This is a genomic window from Persicobacter psychrovividus, assembly GCF_036492425.1.
Classification (GTDB): Bacteria; Bacteroidota; Bacteroidia; order Cytophagales; family Cyclobacteriaceae; genus Persicobacter; species Persicobacter psychrovividus.
Genome location: NZ_AP025293.1, coordinates 850,750 through 870,303, shown reverse-complemented (window position 1 = coordinate 870,303; position 19,554 = coordinate 850,750). Strand labels below are relative to the sequence as shown.

The window sequence follows — 19,554 nt, the reverse complement described above, 5'->3', positions numbered from 1 at the left end:
TATAACGGGGGTGGCAATTTAACCAAACCCCCAATAAAATATAATGAAATCGAAACATCAATTTTACTTTACACGTAAAGTAATGAAAATAGAAAACAGGGATCATGAGCATTGAAAAAGAGATAAAATCAAAAAAATTCAGAAGCCAAAAGATGAAGGCCATGCTGAATGTGATTTTCACCGCCAATTGGTGGAATGCACACACGGCCGAGGAACTGAAACCCTTCGACCTGACCATTTCTCAGTTCAATGTATTGCGGATATTGCGAGGGTCAATGCCTGACAGCCTTCCTGTGCAGGAAATTAAAGCTCGGATGCTCGACAAAACCCCTAACATGACCCGCCTCCTTGGAACTTTGGAGAAAAAAGAGATGATTGAGCGGCTGCAATGCGCAGATGACCGACGCATATTTCATATCAATATTTCAGAAAAAGGCCTGAAAACCCTGGGGAAAATAGATGTAAAAATGAAACGCTCTGATCAGCGCATCAACATTACAGAAGAGGAAGCCATCTTACTCTCCGATTTATTAGACAAAGTGAGAAGCTGACAAGCGTCAAACTTATACTGACCTTTTAAACGACCTCACCCTGCCCAATCACCTGACTTTCATCCTCATGGGCAGCACCCTCATCGGCATCCAATTCCTCTCTTAACCGATAAGGCATCACCAAAGCAAAAGATGTTCCTACGCCAAGCCTACTGCTGACAAAAATTTCCCCCTGGTTCATTTCTACAAAATGCTTGACAAAAGCCAACCCAATGCCTGTTCCTTTATGGTTTTCCGCATTCTTCGCCCGAAAAAAGGGGGTAAACAGATGGCCTATTTCTTCCTGCGATATGCCTATACCACGATCACAGACATAAATCGTGTAGGACTCCTCATGAAAGAACAAAAACACCTCTACAGTCGAATCCTCATCGGAGTATTTCATGGCATTATTGATCAGGTTGCCGAATATATGTTTGAAAAGGTAGCGATCCACAGGCACGAGTTTCGGTTGCCCAATACAGGTGAAAAGCAGGGAGCGTTCAGGATAAATTTTCTTTTGCTGATCGATCACCTTGGTTACCAATTCCACCATATCTAATTCATTAATTTGTAGTCGCATCTCCCCCGCTTCAATTTTCCCAAAGTCAAGCAGACGCTCCATAATGGCCGTCAGCCCCACGACTGACTCCTGAACCTGTGATATTTTCGCAGAGCCCATCCGCATAAAATCGCGCCTTGAACCTGCTGAAGCATAGAGCTTCAGTAGCTCTGTTGCACTGTGAATGGTCGTCAGTGGTGTTCTAAACTGATGTGATACCATCGAAATAAACTCACTTTTCATTTTATTCAACTCCAGCTCTTTGGCCAAAGCTACCCGCAGCCCTTCCTCTTGTTTGCGCAGGGGTGTAATATCCTGAACAATCAGGTTGAGGGTACCCTGAATTTGCTGATGGATAATCTTGAAATATCTCTTTTTCGTGCCCAGCACCACCTCCTCTTCCTGTTGCGCTACCACTTGCCCATCCAATAATTTAACGGCTGAAAATCCCAGCACCATTTGCTTGATCTGTTCGACGGTCTGATTTGGAAAATGATAGTGAATGGAATCGCTGATATAACTGACCACCGTTTGCCCTCGCTTTTTCATTAAAGATACCAAAAAGGAATCCTGCTCCAGCGCTTGCAGCAGGTGTTGCTGAAAGACATAATTATCCGCAAGCTGTTGCCGCTTGGCATGTTCGGCCTTCCTCAGCGAAACAAGGCAGGCGGAAGTAACAATAAAAACAGTAACGAACTGCCCAAAACGTATTTCATCTACATGGTCAGGAACCACCACAGGTACCACTTCCATCGAACGTACCACACCAATAATGACCACCATCAGGAGGCTCGCAAACAAATAAGGCCACTGCCATTGATGTTTGACAACACTGAAGTTCATCACCTGAGAAACAATAAAAAGAAAAGGGAAAGTACCCTGCATGCCGCCAAGGAAAACCCATTCACTGATTCCCAAATTGATTTGAATAAAAAACAGGGCGATCAGGGCGAGTCCAAACCGCTTCAGCCGTCGATTAAAATAAAGCACCAACATTGAAAGTGGCACGTTTAGAATCATGGCATAGCGCATGGGAAAAGGCAATCCGAGGGATTCAAAAAACATTACATTGGAAGTCGAAAGAAGCAACAAAACACTGCCAATAATATTCAGCATTCGCTCTTCATAACTTACCTCTGGTGAGATGCCAAGAAGCATGGATATTTCCCGCCACAAATTTTTGGTTCTGGTCATTCGAAAAAAGTTATATCGTCTACTTTTTTACGAAATAAAACCTGCAAGTTTGTCCTTTTTTAAAGAATACTGCCCGAAGGTTGGCAAGTGCCTTAAAGTGCTTGTGGAAGGGGAAAAATAATGGGTATTGAGGAATTTTTGGGCAAAAAAATAAGGGTGATACCCCTTAAAATTCAAATACCGCAAATATAATATTTGCGGTGAGTAAATAATGTAAAAAAAAATATTGGTTACTTATTCGATAACCAACGGTTTGCTAAAATGTTAGCAGTTTCTGATGCGAAAAAATCATACATCTGAGCTTCAGAAGAAGATTCATCCATAGATCTGAATTCTTCGGCGGTATCCTCTAATTCACGGATTGTCTGGATAACTCTCATGTCCTCTGGTGTAGCATTCACCTCTCTCAAATCAAACGCTCTATTGTTCAATACTACAATCATAATAATAAAATTTAAATTAAAATATTTTTTATACGCACTAACTTTGTTCCATGACATAAAATACTGATTTCCGAAGAAATTAGTTGCATTTAGTCAATTAAAATATGATTAAATTATAATATTTGTGGGAACCCACTTGTTAGACCTTCGCTCTGCATTGATCAGAGTTGATTTTCAGAGCAAAAGGCCTGCAATGTACGGCGAATTTATATTCTACACAACACCTTTAAGTATTATTTTGGTTTCCTCGGAAAAATACCCCACCTTTTAACATGAAAAAATCTTCCACTACAAGTAAAAATCTGGCCTTAGTGCTGTTGCTGCTCATGATTTGCCTGTTTATCGGTTCCCTGTTTGCGCAACGATATTCCCCCGCATGGGCTTGGGTAAAAGCCTTCGCCGAAGCAGGGACGGTGGGTGCACTTGCCGACTGGTTTGCCGTGGTGGCATTATTCCGTTACCCTATGGGCATCCCTTTTCCGCATACGAACATCATCGAGAATAAACGCCTGACCATCGCCGAGGGGCTAAGCACTTTTGTGGTGGAAAATTTTCTTACAGAGGAAATCATCAGGCAGGAAACGGCGCAACTCAACCTGATCGACCGCCTGTACCATTGGGCACAATCTGAAAAAGAAGTTCATAAAATCAGCCAGCTCATCAGTAAAAACTTACCCCGAATTGTGGGGCAGATAGATCATGAGCTTGCCGACATTTTCCTGTATAAAAATATTGAAAAGGCGGTGCTCCATTGGGATGTTCGCCAGTTTATCACCGACCTTCTGGCCTTTCAGAAGAAGCAAAACCGACACCACCTATTGGCGCAACAGGTCATTAAACTGGTGAGTGAAAACCGACAGATGATTTTTAATCAGTTATATGAGGAGCTTGGCAAAACAACCAGCTTTCTGGAGATTATCGTGTTGGAAGCCTCAAAGAACAGGGCTCGGGATAAATTTTATAAATTTTTAGATGATATCGACAAGGATTACCATTCCATGCTGGGAGATTGGACGGATCGGCAAACGGATACCCTTTTGGAGAAATTAGGAAATGATCCCCAATGGCAATCACAAATCGACACCTACCGAAAGGAGCTGATTAACAGTGAGCAATTCCACCAAATGAGCCGAAAGCTGTGGTCAGAAAATAAGGATAAACTTATTGCCATTCTTGTTCAAAAAGAGGGGCAAATTGCGGACTATCTCAATACGATCATCAAAAATACCATCACGGAAACTTACCAGGATCAGGAACTCAAGGAAAACCTGAATCAGAAAGTTCAGGAGAGCATTTCGGACTGGGTTATTGGCCAACGGACGAAAATTTCGGGCATTATTGAAACCACCGTACGGGAGTGGAAGGACCTGTCGCCAAGACTCGAACAGGAGGTTGGTGCAGACCTTCAATACATTCGCATCAACGGTACGCTGATTGGTGGATTGATCGGCCTGTTGCTCTTTGCCATTGAGCAGCTCATCGGTTAAAACCACCTCGACCATCGTGGCATTTGCCCACAATGTTAGCCATGCCAAAACCTTCAACTATCGGCTGATATATATCCGCAGATTAAAAGGCTTTTCCAAATGAACACGCAATGATGATCAGTGCTTTTATTAATAGACTACACAATTAGATGTTTTCAGAGGCTATTTTAAGCCGCTTACCAAATCCATTTTCATAAGTCCATTAACCTGTGCGCCCTATTCAGGATCAGCTCCACAAAAGGACGTCCCCTCGGGCCTTCAAATCATAAAAAAGCCACCATGAAAAATTCGTGGTGGCTTTTTTGTTTTTAATATTTCTGCTGATCGTTTATTGCACGGCAAAGAAATCAAGATTTTCGACTCCAGCAGCCCAAAGGAGCTGTGCCTTATCTTTTTCCAGGGTAACTTCGAGCTTCAGCAACTTTTGGTTGGCTTCCAAAAGCTGACTCTCTCGGGTATTGACCAAAAACAGGGAACTTTCCCCCGCATTGAACATCTGCTGTTCACCATTAAGCATGGTAGAATAGTTAATCACCATACTCCGCTGAATGTCGAGCAATTGCGCGGTATTCACCAACTGATTATAGAGCGTAAGCACCTCCGTGTTAATTTCTTTCTCCCGATGCACCCGGTCAAAATCCACCTGCTCCATTTTAATCTTGGTCATTTTCAGCTTGGCCCGTTCCTTCCGCAGAAAAATCGGAATGCTGAAATCAAAGCCCCACTTGTAGTTATTATTGAAAACCGCATCGCCTTTACTGTTCGATAAACTGAGCTGCTCATTAATCAGGTTATAATTCACGTTCAGCTCAGGCTTTAACGACTCTACGGCCCAGCGTTTATCCAAAATCAGTTGCCGAGCTTTGGCGTCAAGCTTCACCAGATCGGGGTGAGAAATACTGGCCATTTCAATCAGTTTGGCTAAAAAAGCTTCCGACTGATAGCCCCCCATCAGGTCCTCGTAAACGGGATAAAGTGAGCCCTCAATTTGCAAGGGGTTCATTTCTGCATCCCACAAATAATTGGAAATCACCAAGGAGGCATTAACAAAACCAATTTCAGCCTCCCGCAAGGTAACACTACGATTTTGGTAGTTGATCAGTGCCTGTACCGAATCGATAGGCGCCTCTTCCCCGTTGAGTACATTCTCTCGAACGGCCTCAAAACGATCTCCTGCCAGCTCATAGATTTCTTCTGCCACCTGAAAATTACGGTAAGCCATATACCACTGCCAATAATCCTTGGCAGCAGAAAGCAACACTTTGTTGATCATCTTCAGGCGGTCGGCCTCTGCCATTTGCTGACCGATCTGCGCTTTTCGCAACGTCAGTCGTCGGGCATCCATAATGAGTCCCTTACCAATAGGCACCGAAACGCCAGCGTACATCAACCCCTGATCGGGCACATAATGTTCGGGGTTCACATTAATCCCCGAGGCACTTTCGTAACCCGCCTTAAAGTCCACCCCCACCCAGGTAGGCACAGAAATATAGCCATCAAATAACTGATAGTAATTTTTACTTTCAAAAACCTTCTGCTTCAGTTTGGCTTGCGCCTTAGGGTCAAAGCTCCCTCGGGCATATCGGATTTCCTCCTGCGCCAGGGGGCTTAAAAATTGCGCCTGCTTTACCAGCGGATGATGATCAAGAATAATCTGATAAAACTCATCCAGACTGAAAGCCTTTCCATCTTCCTCCACTCGCATGGAATCCACGGAAATATTTTGCGCCTGCAAGCTGTTAGCGCCTTCAAGCACCAAAACCATCACTAAACAGGCACAAAAAATCATTTTCCATCGCCTCATTTCTTACCTCCTTCTTTTACTGATGACGTCGCTGAAACAGGCATTTGTGGTGGGAAGCCATTAAACTGACGCCACAACTCATACCAAACAGGAACTTCATCAAGCATTGCCCAGCCATTGGCACCAGAACCAATCCTGAGGATGGAAGGCCACGGCTGATCGTTCGGGTCAGGCTTCACCAAAATACGGTATTTACCCCCCTGTGAATCTACATAATCAATCACTTCTACCACACCGCCGAAAGTACCGATAGAGGCTTCAGGCCAACCACTGAACTGCAAGGCAGGCCAGCCATCGAACTGAATACGCACTTTGGCACCTGCCCTAAGCAGGCTGACATCCATGGCTTTTACATAAAGCTCCACCGCCAGATCCGAGCTTGCAGGCAGGATCGTTACCACCGAAGAACCTTCTTTGATGGTTTCACCAATACCCGCAATAAGTGCCTTGACGATGTAACCATCCTGCGGTGCTTTAATAAAATACTGATCTTTACGAATCCGAAGGTTGGCATACTCATTTTCCATTTTCGCCAAAGAACCCTCCGATTCAAAAAGGTCGGAGCGGGTTGCTCCCAGGTCCGATTCCGCTTTCGATATCTTGTCGAGGTATTCCGCCTGAATGGCATTCACCTCTACCTTCAAACTCAGCATCTCGTTTTTGGTCGCCAGAAATTTATTCTCTTTGGCCACCATTTTTGCTGAACTTTCCTGAAGTTTAAGCTTTCGCGACTCCAGATCGGTCAGGGATTTCAGCCCCTGTTCATATAATTTCAGCTGACGGTCAAATTGCTTCTGCGCAACATCGTAATTGATCTGCTCCACTTCATACTCAATACTATCAGACTCAAACTTCAGCACCATTTGTTGCTGCTTGATTTTCACCTGCTCCAGTTTCAAAGACAAAGCACTTTTCAGGGCGGCAATTTGCTTTTCCAGTGCAATAACCTTGTTGGCCTTCGCCCCCAGACTGTTCTCCTTGGCCTCGAGCTGTTGTTTGGTTCTTGGCAGCAATTCCGGATCGAAAAATTTATCTTTAATCTCAGAGATCACCATCAGGGTATCTCCCTCGTGTACATACTGACCTTCCCGTACCCGCCACGATTCAATACGACCGGCAATAGTGGTTTGCACATTTTGCGGGCGGTTTGAAGGGTGAAAAGCCGTTACCCGACCATAACCTTTAATATTCTGCTGCCAGGGCACGAACATGATCAGAAACAGCAAAGCCAGGATCCCCACCAGCCATTTGGCCAGGATTTTTCCATATTGAGGTGTAACAAGCGTTTTCAGGGTCTGCAGTCGGTGTTCTTCCGCCTGCGAATACATTCTATTTTTTGAAACGTTCAACATTTGGTAGCGAAATTATAGGGTGACGATATCTTTGTAGATTTCCGTTTGCGACACCGAGGCGGTCGGTCCATCAAGGATCAGTTTTCCTTCCTTCAAAATCAGGATGCGTTCGCAAAGGGCATGAACTTTGGGCTTGTCAGACAAAATGATCAAAGTCCATGGGCGCTCTTTGGCCGTCAGGTAGGCCAAAATATGCTTTTGGTCGTCATTGCTTAAAGCCGACAAGTTATCGTTGAGCAATAACAACTGCGGTGCTTTAACGATACATCTGGCAATCAATATTTTCAGGGCCGTAGAAGTGGACAACCCTTGTCCGCCAGCAACAAGCGGCGTATTCAAACCAGCCTCCATCATATTGATTTCACGATCCAGGCGCACGGTTTTTACGGCGTCCATCAGATCGTGATAATCTACATTGGATTTACCGACCGAGATATTATCATAGATCGACCCTTCGAAAATTTCCGTCTCACTCAGGTTCATGGAAATATGGTCATGGAAACTCACCAAATCCACATCGCGTGAATTCAGCCCATTATAGACCATCGCGCCCTGAAAGTTATCATAGACCCCGGCAATCAGGCTCATGAGGGTGTTTTTCCCTGAATTGCTGTAACCCGTAATGGCGACGCGCTCCCCAGCCTCAATATCAAGCGTAAAATCCTTAATACCGAAGCGGCTTGTTTTTTCATAAGCATAAGAAACCTCAAGCATCTCCAGGCGCATACCAATATTATTTTTTGGCTGACGTTCCACTTTCACTCCTCCTTGTCGTTCGAGCGGGATATCCATCACGTGACCAATTTTATCAACGGCTACAAGAATATCATATACGGCATCCAAATAGGCGATAATTTTCTCTACTGAGTTGATGACCAGAACAATGATAATCTCTGAAGCCACAAACTGCCCGAGGCTAATCTGGCGATCAATCACCAACAAAGAACCGATCACTAAAACACCGCCAACAACCAGCATTTTAAAAAGGACAATAAAGCCATACTGGCCCATCAATACTCGGAAATGCTTTGCTCGGTGGGTCAAGTAAGATTCCACCGCAATATCAGTACGCTTCACGGGGTAATAGGTGGTTCCCGACATTTTGAAGGCCGTCAGCGATCGGGCAAGCTCTTCAAGCCAATACACCACCCGATATTTATCTTTGGAAGTTTTTATCGCCCACTTCATTCCGTTTTTACCTGTCTGCAATACAAACCAGCCAATGAAAAGGAAGAGGAAGATGCCAAAAAAGACAAAAAACTGATGGTAAAATGATAACAGGATCAGCCCGAAGAAAATTTGCAACAGCGCCCCCGACATATCAATCAGCAGTTTGGGTAACGACTTCTGAATGGTCAGTACGTCAAAGAAACGGTTCATCAGCTCTGGAGCATGATCTCCGCGGATGGCTTCAAGTTTAAACCTCGGTACACGCAGGGCAAAATCGTATGCCGCCTTGGCAAAAATCCGCCGCTGCAAAATCTCCACCATATAGTGTTGCATAATTTGCAGTCCGCCAGTAAGCAAAACGCCAATGAGCACGAAGGCGATCAGGAAAATGACCGTCGTAAAGAGTACGCCAGAGGAAATCAGCGAGATAATCGCTTGCGTCCCCAAGGGCAGGGTCAGCCCAATGAGTCCGATCACGATCGCATATATAAAAATATAGGCAATCTCTTTTTTCTCTACCGTCAGCAGGCGCACCAGTCTTTGGTAGGGAGTCAGGTGTTCATGGTTGTCAGAGGCATCCTCCACCGCACCTGGTGACTGATTCTTGAAAACCATTAGAAAAAGCACATCGCCTTTTTCAAATCGGGTCAGTTCGGTCAGGGCGGAAATCGGCACTTCCTCCTCTCCGCCAGAACGTACTGCAATAGCTTCTAATTTGTTCTTTTGTTGATGTAAAAGTACAGGGGTAAGTCCCCCTTCGAGCATCGCAAAGACCAGCATGGGGTTCTCCAGCTCTTTACAATAGTTTAACAAGGATTCTTCGCTTGTCTCGTTCCGAAGAACCAACAAATCATTCACTCCCATTATCTTGCTCAGATCATTACAGAAGTTGCGCACCTCTGAGTAATGAGCTGTACTCCCTGCTAAATCCAATTTCTCCACTGCTCGCTGATCGTAAGCAAGACCAGATCGTTCGGCCAGTAATTCCGCCGTACGAAAAAGTTGTAATTGATTCATAAAAAAGTTTGTCCTCGTTGATGGTTAAATTGTTTTATGGTAGCATAAATTTAAGGCAAAAAGTAGGATTATCTAAACTACCACCTAAATAAGAGTGTAAAAAACACGACAATTCCGCAGTTAAATGCGCTTATTCATCTGACTTTTATAATTCGGGGAGCTGCTTTCAACCCCATAATTCAACCCTCCCCATTTTGTTCTATTTTTATTTTAACCAAGGCCGTTTAAAATTGAACATATCCCCCTGAAAATGTGTTATTGAAGCATATATTTCAAACATATGCTGCATGACAAAAAACTACACGCCTTTTCTCCTCATCGGAATTATCCTATTATTTGCCTGCGACAGGAATCCCCGTCAAATGACATTCCAAAATAGCATGATTTCGGAAACCCCCGAAGTATCAGCCACTTACTTGGTAACCATCACTGGCCAATGGACCAAAGATAACTTCCCAGACCACTATCCGGCCCATCCTGCGTTCAGTAATTTCGTAGGCATGACCCACCCTTCGACGGTACAGCTATACCGTATGCAAAAAGAAACGCCGAATGGGCTCAGTGAATTTATTGTAAATAACGATGCCAAGAAGCTTCAGCGACATATCAAATCTTTAATTAATGCAGGAAATGCTGGCGAGCTGATTTACTCCCCCGCCCTGGATTCTGGCAACGCTTCTGTATCGTTCAACCTGACGGTAGATGAAACCAACAGCCTGGTGTCCGTCTTGGGAAGCATCTCTCCAAGCCCCGACTGGTTTGTCGGCTTACGCAATATTTCGTTGCTGAAAGATGGCTATTTTGTCTCAAACCTCACATTGAATATGAACTCCTACGATGCGGGGCTGAACGGTGGGCAGAGCTTTGGTGACGATGAAATGGAAATGCGGGAAAAAGGGCATATTGTTCCGCTGTCAGGTTTCCCTTTCAGTGCTTCTGATGAGCAGACGCCAGTATTGGCAAAAATCACCTTCACAAAAAAATGATCCTGCATCTCAATTTATCTGAGAGTATGTTGTATTGAGCTATTAAGATTAATAGATAATTCACTATTTTAGCGACTTCTATATTTTGTTCAAAAACTATGTTTGCAGTCGTTTATTATTTGATATTGATTCCTGTTTCTCTTTTACCGAACAGGTTGCAATATTTTCTTTCAGACCTTATTTATTTAATCATCCGATATATTGTTCCCTATCGCCGAAAGATTGTCCTTGACAACATCCGCCGGTCATTTCCTGAGAAAAGTGAGCAGGAGGTCAACAAAATCGCCAATCAGTTTTATGCCCATTTCTGCGACCTGATCATTGAAAGCATCGATTTGTTCACCATCACCGAAAAACAAATAAGACAACGCTTTCAGGCGGGAGACATCGAGGCACTGAACACCCTTTATGAGAAGAACAAAAGTGTGGTTTTTGCTTCAGGCCATTATAATAACTGGGAAATTGCCGCTACTGCCATTCCCCTGCTGCTCAAACACAAAGTCGATGGGCTTTACGCTCCGCTGTCGAATAAATTCCTCGATCAGAAATTCCTGAAGAGCAGGCAACATTTCGGTTTAAAAATGTTCCCGAAAAAGCAGGTCAAGGCGATGTTTGAGTCCCATAAAGGGCAACCGACCGTCAGTGGTTTTGGTGCCGACCAATGTCCACCCTATCACACTCGTCAGGCATATTTCACAAAATTCCTGAACCAAGACACGCCCGTGATGTTCGGTACCGAGAAATATGCCAAAGAATATGATCATGCCGTTTGTTATATGCACGTTCGTAAGCTCAAAAGAGGGCACTATATTTTTGATGCAGAGCTGATCTGCGAAGATGCTCAGGCGACACCTTACGGAGAGATTACCGAAAAACATACCCGAATGCTTGAAAAAGATATTTTGGCCAATCCTCAATATTGGCTCTGGACGCACAAGCGATGGAAGCTGACCAGGGAGCGGGTAGAAGAAAATGCCCGACAATACGAAGCGGAACAACAAGCCAGTTAACCGTTTTTGAATTTTTGCTGATGATTGCTGATGATTGCAACTGATGGTTCGAGAATAACCATTACGTGGCGGGGCCCTCTCAACAACACGGGTAAGGCCACCCAACTTTGGGGATTTAATGCTGCTGAACAATAATTGATGAGGCTATATTTTCCACTGACGAAATGCCACGACCTGTAAAAACACCCTGATTTTTTTAGGGTCTACAGATGATCCGTTCTGTATTCAAAGGTTGCTGCACTTATCCCCGCTCGAGAATCAACTATTGGCTCAAGGTATAAATCGTGCACACTGTATTTTTTAATCCTTGCCCACGCCTGAGGCAACACTGCCAATACCAAATCGGGTAATTCCATACCGAAATTAATTTGCAGGTAAAAAGATCAGAAAATGATAAAGATAAAAAAAGGCACCCCTCATGACGAAGGGTGCCTTTATTATATGCACTTAGCTTATTGCGGTGTATCAACCAGTGTTACGGTTGGCTCCAGCAATTGCGTTAATTGTCAATAACAATTCTTCCAAGGTCTTTTCAGACTTCTCATCGGCACCATCAAGTTTCTCACCACGCCATTTCTTCAGCAAAACAATTTGCTTGCGGTGCAGATCGTTCATGATCGATGCACGAAGGCGGTTAGAGTAGTAGTGTCCTTTACGACGGTCCTGAATTTTACGATCCAACAAGTCGGCCAAAATCGACTTTGTTTTCTCATACTCACCCGTGAATCTGTCAAGGAAAGACTTGCGGATTTTATCATCCTGCACCAAAGAAGCATAAGCTTCCATCATGCTGCGGTCGGTTGCGGCAATAGAAGTATCAACGTTGGTCAATACGTAGCGCAAGAATGGATCCGTAGAAATCGCCTTCTTGAATTTGGCATATTCCTTAGGCTCATTTTGCTTCAATTGCTCCATTGTTGTTCCCAAACCAAACCATGAGGTCATGTGGTAACGTGATTGCGACCAAGAGAATACCCATGGAATAGCACGCAAATCGTTCAACGTTTTTGCTCCTGTACGGCGCGAAGGACGAGAACCAATTTTACTGCTTTCAATCACATCAATTGGCGTTGCAGAACGGAAATAATCAATAAATCCTTCCCCATGCAACAAAGCCGTATATGGTTTCTTTGCCTCTTCAGACAAACGTGCCAACAATGGCTCCAATGGGTGCGCTAATTTTTGCTTTTTCGAGAAACGATCCATGATCGTTTTGCTCATTGTGCTTGCCAGCAACACTTCCATATTATAAGAAGCATTCACTTTGTTGGCATATTTCAACTCAATGGTTTCTCCTTGCTCTGTCAGGCGGACATGTCCATCTACAGAACCATGAGGAAGTGCATCTACAAAGTAATGCGTTGGTCCCGCACCACGAGAAATTGAACCTCCTTTACCATGGAAAAATTCGATCTGAACACCATTTTCTGCACCTACCTCAGCAAGCAAATGCTGTGCCTGGAAGATGTTCCACTGGCTGGCCAAAATACCACCATCTTTGTTCGAATCTGAGTAACCTACCATCACCATCTGCAACGGACGGTTCGCCTCGTTGAGTTTTTGATGATAAGCCAAAGAACGTTTTGTAAATGGGTGATTCAAGAAGCCCTGAAGAATTTTTGGCCCTTCCGCCAAATCTTCGATGGTTTCCAAAAGTGGCGCTACTGGCACTTCACAAACCACTTCGCCATTCACCTTACGCGTCAATCCTGCTTCACGAGCCAAGACGAATACGGTCAATAGATCGGATACCGAACGGGTCATGGAAATGATGAATGAACCGATACCCTTGTGGCCATATTTTGTAATATGGTTAGAGATTACGGTGTAAGCATCGATTACCGCACGGGCGTGTGGTCCAAGCTCAGCGTTACCTGTTGCAAACGGACGGTTGCTTTCCAATTCTTTGTTCAAGAATGCCAAACGACCTTCCTCATTTGCTGACAAATAAGCTTCAGCATCCAAACCTGCAGACTCCATCAATTCAGCCAAGGCTTTTTCATGGAATTCTGAGTTCTGACGAACATCAACACGAGCCAAGTGGAAACCGAAAATATCTACCATACGAAGTACTTCAAATACCTCCTGGTAGGCAATTCCTTTTGCCCCGTACTCTACCAATCCTTGCTGAAGGATCTCTAAATCCGCCAACAATTCTGACGCTTTTTTGTAAGACCCTTTTGACTCATGGTAAGCCACTGCGTGGCCACGCTGAAGATCAACAGGCAATTTCGCCATACACAAGTTCATGTACTGACGGAAAACTTCGCCTTGGTTACGCTCAAAATATTCTTTTCCTGCAGGGCCAACCTCAAGGATCATTTCCTGCATACGCTTGCGCATTTCCCAAGTTGCCTGCTCAAAATCCATGGCAAAACTCAGGTGCTTCAGCAACTTCACCATACGGCGACGAAGCACAACAAATGCATTCAAGCGCAATTGCTCCAAAGCATAAGCAGTAACCTCAGCAGTTACCAATGGGTGACCATCACGGTCGCCACCTACCCAGTTACCAAACTTAAGTTGTGGCCAACGGCGGTAATCCTCCAGAGAACTTGCACTAAAGCCCGATGCTTCCCATGCCTGACGCATGCGGTTGTCCATAATCGGCACTACCTCAGGGAATACATTGGTCATATAATAAAGGATATTACTCAACTCAGACTTTACATCTGGTTTTTCGCGGTAAATTTCCCCTGTTTTCCATAGGCGATACAACGCCAATTTAATTTCATTACGGATCTCCTGTTGCTCAAACTTGGAGAACATATTGTTCTCACGCTTTACCAACAAAAGATACAATTCACGGTGATGCTCAAGAACAGTATGTCTTTTCGCCTCCGTTGGGTGAGCTGTTAATACAGGCTCAACACAAATATCTGAAAGATGCTCCAAAATATCATCTTCAGTGATATTGGCGCCTTTCAGTTTTTCGAAGTTACTCGCCCACAAGCCGTTTACGCCTGCAAGAGATTCGTTCTCAATCTGACGACGATTTTGCACCGCACCGTTCACCTCTACCATATTCACTAAGTTGAAAATGATAGAATACAACTGTACGTGCTGGTTCTGGAATTTCTTTTCGTTAAATGGTGGAACATCGTTGATCCACGGAATTTGATTGGCAATCTCGGACTCTCCGTTTTCGATTAAAACCTCTTTAAGGGCTTCTAATAAAAACGAAAGGTCATCATAAGACTTTCCAAGTTTTTGTCTGACTTCATCAAGCACACTCACCGCCTTCATAAACTGAATACAAGTTATTGTTGAAAATTAGTTCTTCAAAGATAGTACAATCCATTAAGCATACCCCCCCTTAAGATCATTAAAAAAATTATCATAAAGGTGACACTCCTCATATAGATTATAGCTGAAAAGTAATAGAAAATGATTGTTTAACAAACCCCACACTGCAATCAGCTTTGATGATTAACAAGTAAACCATCTAACTATTTTACAATAGATCATCAAATCGTTGCATTACGACTCAAGTCTATCGATCAACATAATTGCCAACAAATGCCCACTATTCCAAGCATTTTCACATTAAAATCATGTTTTCCTTACCAAACGCCTCCAAAAATAGCTTGAATAATTAAAATCCCATACAATAAACCATTTATATAGGCGATAATAACAAAAAGATAACACGGCTGTTATTTCTTCAAAAAAAACAATCACATGGCGATTTCAGACAAACACACCCTATAATTTAATGTTTAAACCCTATCAATCCTCTGAAAGATAGGACAAAAACCGCGAGTGTCCGCTTGGAAAAGGCCTGCGGAATACTTGCCGCCAAAGTCAGGGGGCAAGTCATTTAAAAGGCCTGAAAAAGGAATGATTTCTGAATTTATTGCTAAAAAAATGAACAGGTGTTCAGCAAAAGGCAAAATAACCCCTTCATGCCGCGTGCATATTTTGTGCAAAAGGGCATGTAAAAATTAAAAATGAAGATGATCAAGGTTCAGTATTATGTGCGGCAGCGCATTGAGCTCTTTTATCCGCCGAAATAAGCGATGAAATACTGTGCCATTTGTGAGGCGTGCTGCAAATCCTCTTCTGATTTCATATCAGCTTGATCCATGGTTGCGCAAACGAATACTTTAAAGAGTGCATCCACGATCTGCCCTGTTTTGGCCTGAATATCCTCCATATCCTCCATACCATCGATACTATAAACAATCGTTTTCAGCTTATTATTCGCCAGCAGGATCATGGTATTCCCAAAAGTAAAGGCGGTATCAGGGTTTGAAATGGGAAACAATGCGCAAATTGCCATCTTCCGCATCTGCTCATATAGAGCGATCAAATGCACTTCAAAATCCCGTGCACCAAACAACAATTGCCTGATGTTCAATTCAACCGTTTCCAGTATCACCTGACCATTATCTCCAAAGGAGCGCAACAGCTGCTCCCGCAATAAACTGAGGGCATCATTCATTCCTCCCTCCAGCATATCCAAGCTATTGTATTCCTGGCATCCCATGATTATTCTCTCCCCGCTTGTCATCGTTAAAACGACCCTATTAAATTATTAAATTTCTAAAGCACTCAAAAAAAACAACTCCTTGATTGCTATCTTCGCAAAGCACTAAAACTATATTGCAAACAGCAGACCAAAAATGGAATTTGGTGCTAATTTTGATGATAAAGAGAATAATTAAATTCAATGGCTTTCCTTTTCCCTCCGTGCGTAAAAATCCCTCTGAGAGGCTGTACGCGCGTGTTGTAAAACGAGAAGCCCGATAAGCATCATTTTTACTTTATTTAATATCACAAAATTAGTCTTTTGAAAAACCTACTCAAAGTTTGCACCCTGTGCCTGTTGTTGGTCATTGGAAGTATCAGCAGCACTTTTGCCTGGAGCAAGCAAGGGCACATGGTCATTGCCTCCCTGTGCTGGCAACAACTATCCCCTTCCACTCAAAAAAAAGTATCCATCATTCTGAACCATCACCCCAACCATGCAGAATGGAAAAAATGGTTCGACCAATATGGTGCAGGCATACCTGAAGATGAATTTATGTTCATGTGCGCCTCCAAGTGGCCTGATGATATCAAGATGAAAAATTTCCCCTACCAAGGGACCACCAACAGTTTTTGGCACTACACCAATGGCCGTGTGGATTTCATTCATGGTCATGATGCCCATTACCGTCCTAAAAAAGGGAAAGACATTTATAATGGCATTGAATATGCCAAAAAACAGGTGCATTCGAGCAACCTTAACGACAAAGCCATTGCCGTTTGCTGGATGTCGCACCTGGTAGAGGATATTCACCAGCCTTTGCATGCCGCAAGTAACTATCAGGGGCCGTTTGCACAAAGCGCCAGTGGCGATAAAGGCGGCAATGATTTTTACATTAAAACCAAGGCGACCAATAAGACATCCTACCGTTTGCATTCCTACTGGGACCAGCTATTAGGCCGAAGTCAAAATCAGCAAAAGGCCATTCAGACCGCCCTGAAAATCAAAAAAGATATGGAAGGCCAACGCCCATCAGGTAATATGAACCCTGTGCAGTGGCAAACAGAAAGTTTCAATTGCGCCGTGAAATACGCCTACTGGAACAATCAACTGCCTGCAAGCAGAACTGCCGAAGGTGCAGCAGTGCTTCCCGTGGATTATGGCAAGACGGCCAAAAAAGTTGCTTATCAGCGCGCTTATGCTGCAGCAAACCGTTTGGCGATATGGCTGAAGCAAAATATCGACGAAGCCAACATGTAATGTCGCTGGTTTTCGCCTAAAAATGACCTTTAAAAAGTAGGGCTGCGGCACAATGGTCAATGGATCATTTACCACCAAATTTCAATACTTCACATCGGTATAAAACCCAAAGCTAATACAGAACGACTCTTCAGCATATGAGGTAGGAAAGGCCGTTTCGTAACAGACATGTGTGAATTAGGTGTAGTAAATACAAGCATCATTGTGCAACAGCTCTAAATAGGCCATCAATTCGGTCGATTTTCGATGGTCGAAGGGTTGAACCCACTCCAGTGCGTTTGATGCTCTTATGTCCGTTAGAAAAATAGACAGGTCATTTTTTTAATGAATGCCCCCTTTACAGCATCACCCCTCCACGACATCATCCACCTCAAACCAATCCAAATTACGCTCCTGCTCATTGAAATGCATTCCGATCAAAATGATTTTTCGACCATCATTTAAATAGGGCGCATAGTATTTTTGCTGATGGATTTGCTGAATCGCTTCCCCCTGCTCTTTGCCTTTAGGCTTTGGCGCATTCACCTTAAATTCGACCACATAGATGTGTGTTGGTGTTTCCATGACCATATCAATACGTCCTTTGGAGGTGGATTCTTCAGTACGGCATTTAAGCCCAAGCCCGGCCAAAAAGCTAAACATCACTGAGGCGTAGTAGCCTTCATATTTTTGGATGTTGCTTTGCACGTAGTTGTTGAATGGAATAGCTGAAAACATGGCCCGAACACTTGCTTCAAATCGGGTCAAATCATTTTTGTATAAACTTCTTATGGCGTCATTTCTTTTCAGCAATCGGTTGGATTCCACAGCCGTCAGGCTTACCAGAAAAAGCATGTTTAATGTCATTTGAACCTCTCGGTTTGGAGTGCTGAGCACATAGCTTTTCCCACCGTAAGGTTCTTGAATCACCTTAGTAATGGTCAAATAGCCCGCCTGCCAAAGTAAAGAAGCCAAGTTCAGATTGGTCAATGAAAACTGTTTCAGCTCTTGGGCTGAAAGCTCGAGGTTATCAAGCTCATAGGTCTCATACACACCCTTCTCGAACATTTTAACCAAAAAATTAGGCTGTCCCGAATCCCACCAATAGTTATCAAAGTCTGCTTTTTTCTTCAGGAACAATAAGATATCAAAAGGATTGTATACCTTGTCGCCAAGGTAGTTATAGCCATTATACCAAGCCTTCACCTCCTCCATATCAACATCATCAAAATAGCTCCCAAAACAGGTTTCCAATTCATTTTGGGTAAAACCACAAATAGATGCGTATTGACCGTCAAGGGTAATATCTTCAAAATTATTTGCCCCACTGAACAGTCCAACACCCGTGAATTTGGTAATGCCTGTCATGAAGCAGAACCGAATATATTGATCCGACGCTTTGATCGCCGAATAAAAACCCCGCAAAACATCTAAAGATTTAGCCGCTAATTGATCATCACTGGACAGGGTATCCTGCACGGGTTTGTCGTATTCGTCGATGAGGATTACAATTTTGCTTTCATATTTTTGGTGTAATTTTTCGATCAATTCACCAAATTTGGGCCCCAAACCATTTTGTTTTAGGTCTTCGAATGGAATGTTATGCTTTAGGCAGGTTCTTAATAATGAATTCCCAAGTTGATCTTTTACTGACTCAAGATTCTCATAATTGATTCCACTCAGATCAATCCGAATCACAGGATAACTTTGCGACCAATCCCATTTATCATGAATATAAAGCCCCTCAAACAGCTCCTGCTTTCCTTCAAAAAGCGCTTCAAAGGTGGAGCAAAGCATGGATTTTCCGAAACGACGGGGACGTGACAAAAAGTAATAACCATAACTTTTGGCCATTTCAAAAACGTACTCCGTTTTATCAACATAAAGAAAATCCTGATTAGGTTCTCTAAGTTTCTCAAATGTCTGTACACCGATCGGTAATGCTTGTCTTTTGCTCATGGGGTAATCCATTTTTACATTCAAGTTTAAAGATACAGATTTTTTGGGAAATGTAATGAATCTGCTTTATCCGAAACAAGGAGGCCTGCCGTGGCTGGCACGCACTAAAAACAGACTCGAAATTTACACCACACTCACAAATAAACATTGGTATTTATTTGTGTCACCACCCTTTTTTTCGCCCTAATCTCTCCCATAATCCCTGCTGTTTTAATGGTGCAACGGCATGCTGATGATACACATAACATTGACAGCATATTGGATCCTATCTCACATATAAAGTTTGAACTTCACTTAAAATCAAGGAAATATTGCTTTTCTAACTTCGAC

Annotated in this window: 14 protein-coding genes; 5 read left to right on the top strand and 9 right to left on the bottom strand. The window is 43.4% G+C overall.

Going from position 1 to position 19,554, the window contains the following annotated elements:
• The first annotated feature begins 104 nt into the window (after positions 1-104).
• Complete coding sequence (locus tag AABK40_RS16720; RefSeq protein ID WP_338398228.1) at positions 105-551, top strand: MarR family winged helix-turn-helix transcriptional regulator; 447 nt, start codon at positions 105-107, stop codon at positions 549-551.
• A gap of 25 nt (positions 552-576) precedes the next feature.
• Here AABK40_RS16720 and AABK40_RS16715 read toward each other — a convergent pair whose 3' ends face one another.
• The gene (locus AABK40_RS16715; protein WP_338398227.1) at positions 577-2,286 is read right to left on the bottom strand and encodes a sensor histidine kinase; all 1,710 of its coding nucleotides are present in this window, start codon (positions 2,284-2,286) and stop codon (positions 577-579) included.
• Positions 2,287-2,516: 230 nt separating this feature from the next.
• On the bottom strand, positions 2,517-2,786 hold the full coding sequence (locus tag AABK40_RS16710; RefSeq protein ID WP_332922485.1) for a hypothetical protein: 270 nt from the start codon (positions 2,784-2,786) through the stop codon (positions 2,517-2,519).
• A gap of 215 nt (positions 2,787-3,001) precedes the next feature.
• On the opposite strand from AABK40_RS16710, the gene AABK40_RS16705 reads away from it, so the two are divergent.
• Positions 3,002-4,216, top strand: a complete 1,215-nt coding sequence (locus tag AABK40_RS16705) for a DUF445 domain-containing protein (protein ID WP_338398226.1) — start codon at positions 3,002-3,004, stop codon at positions 4,214-4,216.
• A 328-nt stretch (positions 4,217-4,544) separates the two neighbouring features.
• Here AABK40_RS16705 and AABK40_RS16700 read toward each other — a convergent pair whose 3' ends face one another.
• The 3 genes from AABK40_RS16700 to AABK40_RS16690 are packed head-to-tail and all read right to left on the bottom strand — an operon-like array spanning position 4,545 to position 9,559.
• Positions 4,545-6,020, bottom strand: a complete 1,476-nt coding sequence (locus AABK40_RS16700; protein WP_332922483.1) for a TolC family protein — start codon at positions 6,018-6,020, stop codon at positions 4,545-4,547.
• On the bottom strand, positions 6,017-7,372 hold the full coding sequence (locus AABK40_RS16695; protein ID WP_332922482.1) for an HlyD family secretion protein: 1,356 nt from the start codon (positions 7,370-7,372) through the stop codon (positions 6,017-6,019). Before AABK40_RS16695 ends, AABK40_RS16700 begins: the two co-directional genes overlap by 4 nt.
• A gap of 12 nt (positions 7,373-7,384) precedes the next feature.
• Entirely contained in the window at positions 7,385-9,559 is a 2,175-nt protein-coding gene (locus tag AABK40_RS16690) for a peptidase domain-containing ABC transporter (RefSeq protein ID WP_338398225.1), read from the bottom strand.
• Positions 9,560-9,846: 287 nt separating this feature from the next.
• Here AABK40_RS16690 and AABK40_RS16685 point away from each other — a divergent pair, with 287 nt between their 5' ends.
• Together AABK40_RS16685 and AABK40_RS16680 are read left to right on the top strand one after the other, a co-directional pair.
• Positions 9,847-10,545, top strand: a complete 699-nt coding sequence (locus tag AABK40_RS16685) for a spondin domain-containing protein (protein ID WP_338398224.1) — start codon at positions 9,847-9,849, stop codon at positions 10,543-10,545.
• A 98-nt stretch (positions 10,546-10,643) separates the two neighbouring features.
• Complete coding sequence (locus AABK40_RS16680; RefSeq protein ID WP_332922479.1) at positions 10,644-11,555, top strand: lysophospholipid acyltransferase family protein; 912 nt, start codon at positions 10,644-10,646, stop codon at positions 11,553-11,555.
• Positions 11,556-11,758: 203 nt separating this feature from the next.
• On the opposite strand, the gene AABK40_RS16675 is transcribed toward AABK40_RS16680, so the two are convergent.
• The 3 genes from AABK40_RS16675 to AABK40_RS16665 form a co-directional block, all read right to left on the bottom strand.
• The gene (locus AABK40_RS16675; RefSeq protein WP_338398223.1) at positions 11,759-11,911 is read right to left on the bottom strand and encodes a hypothetical protein; all 153 of its coding nucleotides are present in this window, start codon (positions 11,909-11,911) and stop codon (positions 11,759-11,761) included.
• A 109-nt stretch (positions 11,912-12,020) separates the two neighbouring features.
• Complete coding sequence (locus AABK40_RS16670; RefSeq protein ID WP_332922478.1) at positions 12,021-14,801, bottom strand: phosphoenolpyruvate carboxylase; 2,781 nt, start codon at positions 14,799-14,801, stop codon at positions 12,021-12,023.
• A 754-nt stretch (positions 14,802-15,555) separates the two neighbouring features.
• The gene (locus AABK40_RS16665; protein ID WP_338398222.1) at positions 15,556-16,044 is read right to left on the bottom strand and encodes a hypothetical protein; all 489 of its coding nucleotides are present in this window, start codon (positions 16,042-16,044) and stop codon (positions 15,556-15,558) included.
• Positions 16,045-16,347: 303 nt separating this feature from the next.
• On the opposite strand from AABK40_RS16665, the gene AABK40_RS16660 reads away from it, so the two are divergent.
• The gene (locus AABK40_RS16660; RefSeq protein WP_338398221.1) at positions 16,348-17,286 is read left to right on the top strand and encodes a S1/P1 nuclease; all 939 of its coding nucleotides are present in this window, start codon (positions 16,348-16,350) and stop codon (positions 17,284-17,286) included.
• Between the two features lie 345 nt (positions 17,287-17,631).
• On the opposite strand, the gene AABK40_RS16655 is transcribed toward AABK40_RS16660, so the two are convergent.
• The gene (locus tag AABK40_RS16655; protein ID WP_338398220.1) at positions 17,632-19,224 is read right to left on the bottom strand and encodes an ATP-binding protein; all 1,593 of its coding nucleotides are present in this window, start codon (positions 19,222-19,224) and stop codon (positions 17,632-17,634) included.
• Positions 19,225-19,554: the final 330 nt, after the last annotated feature.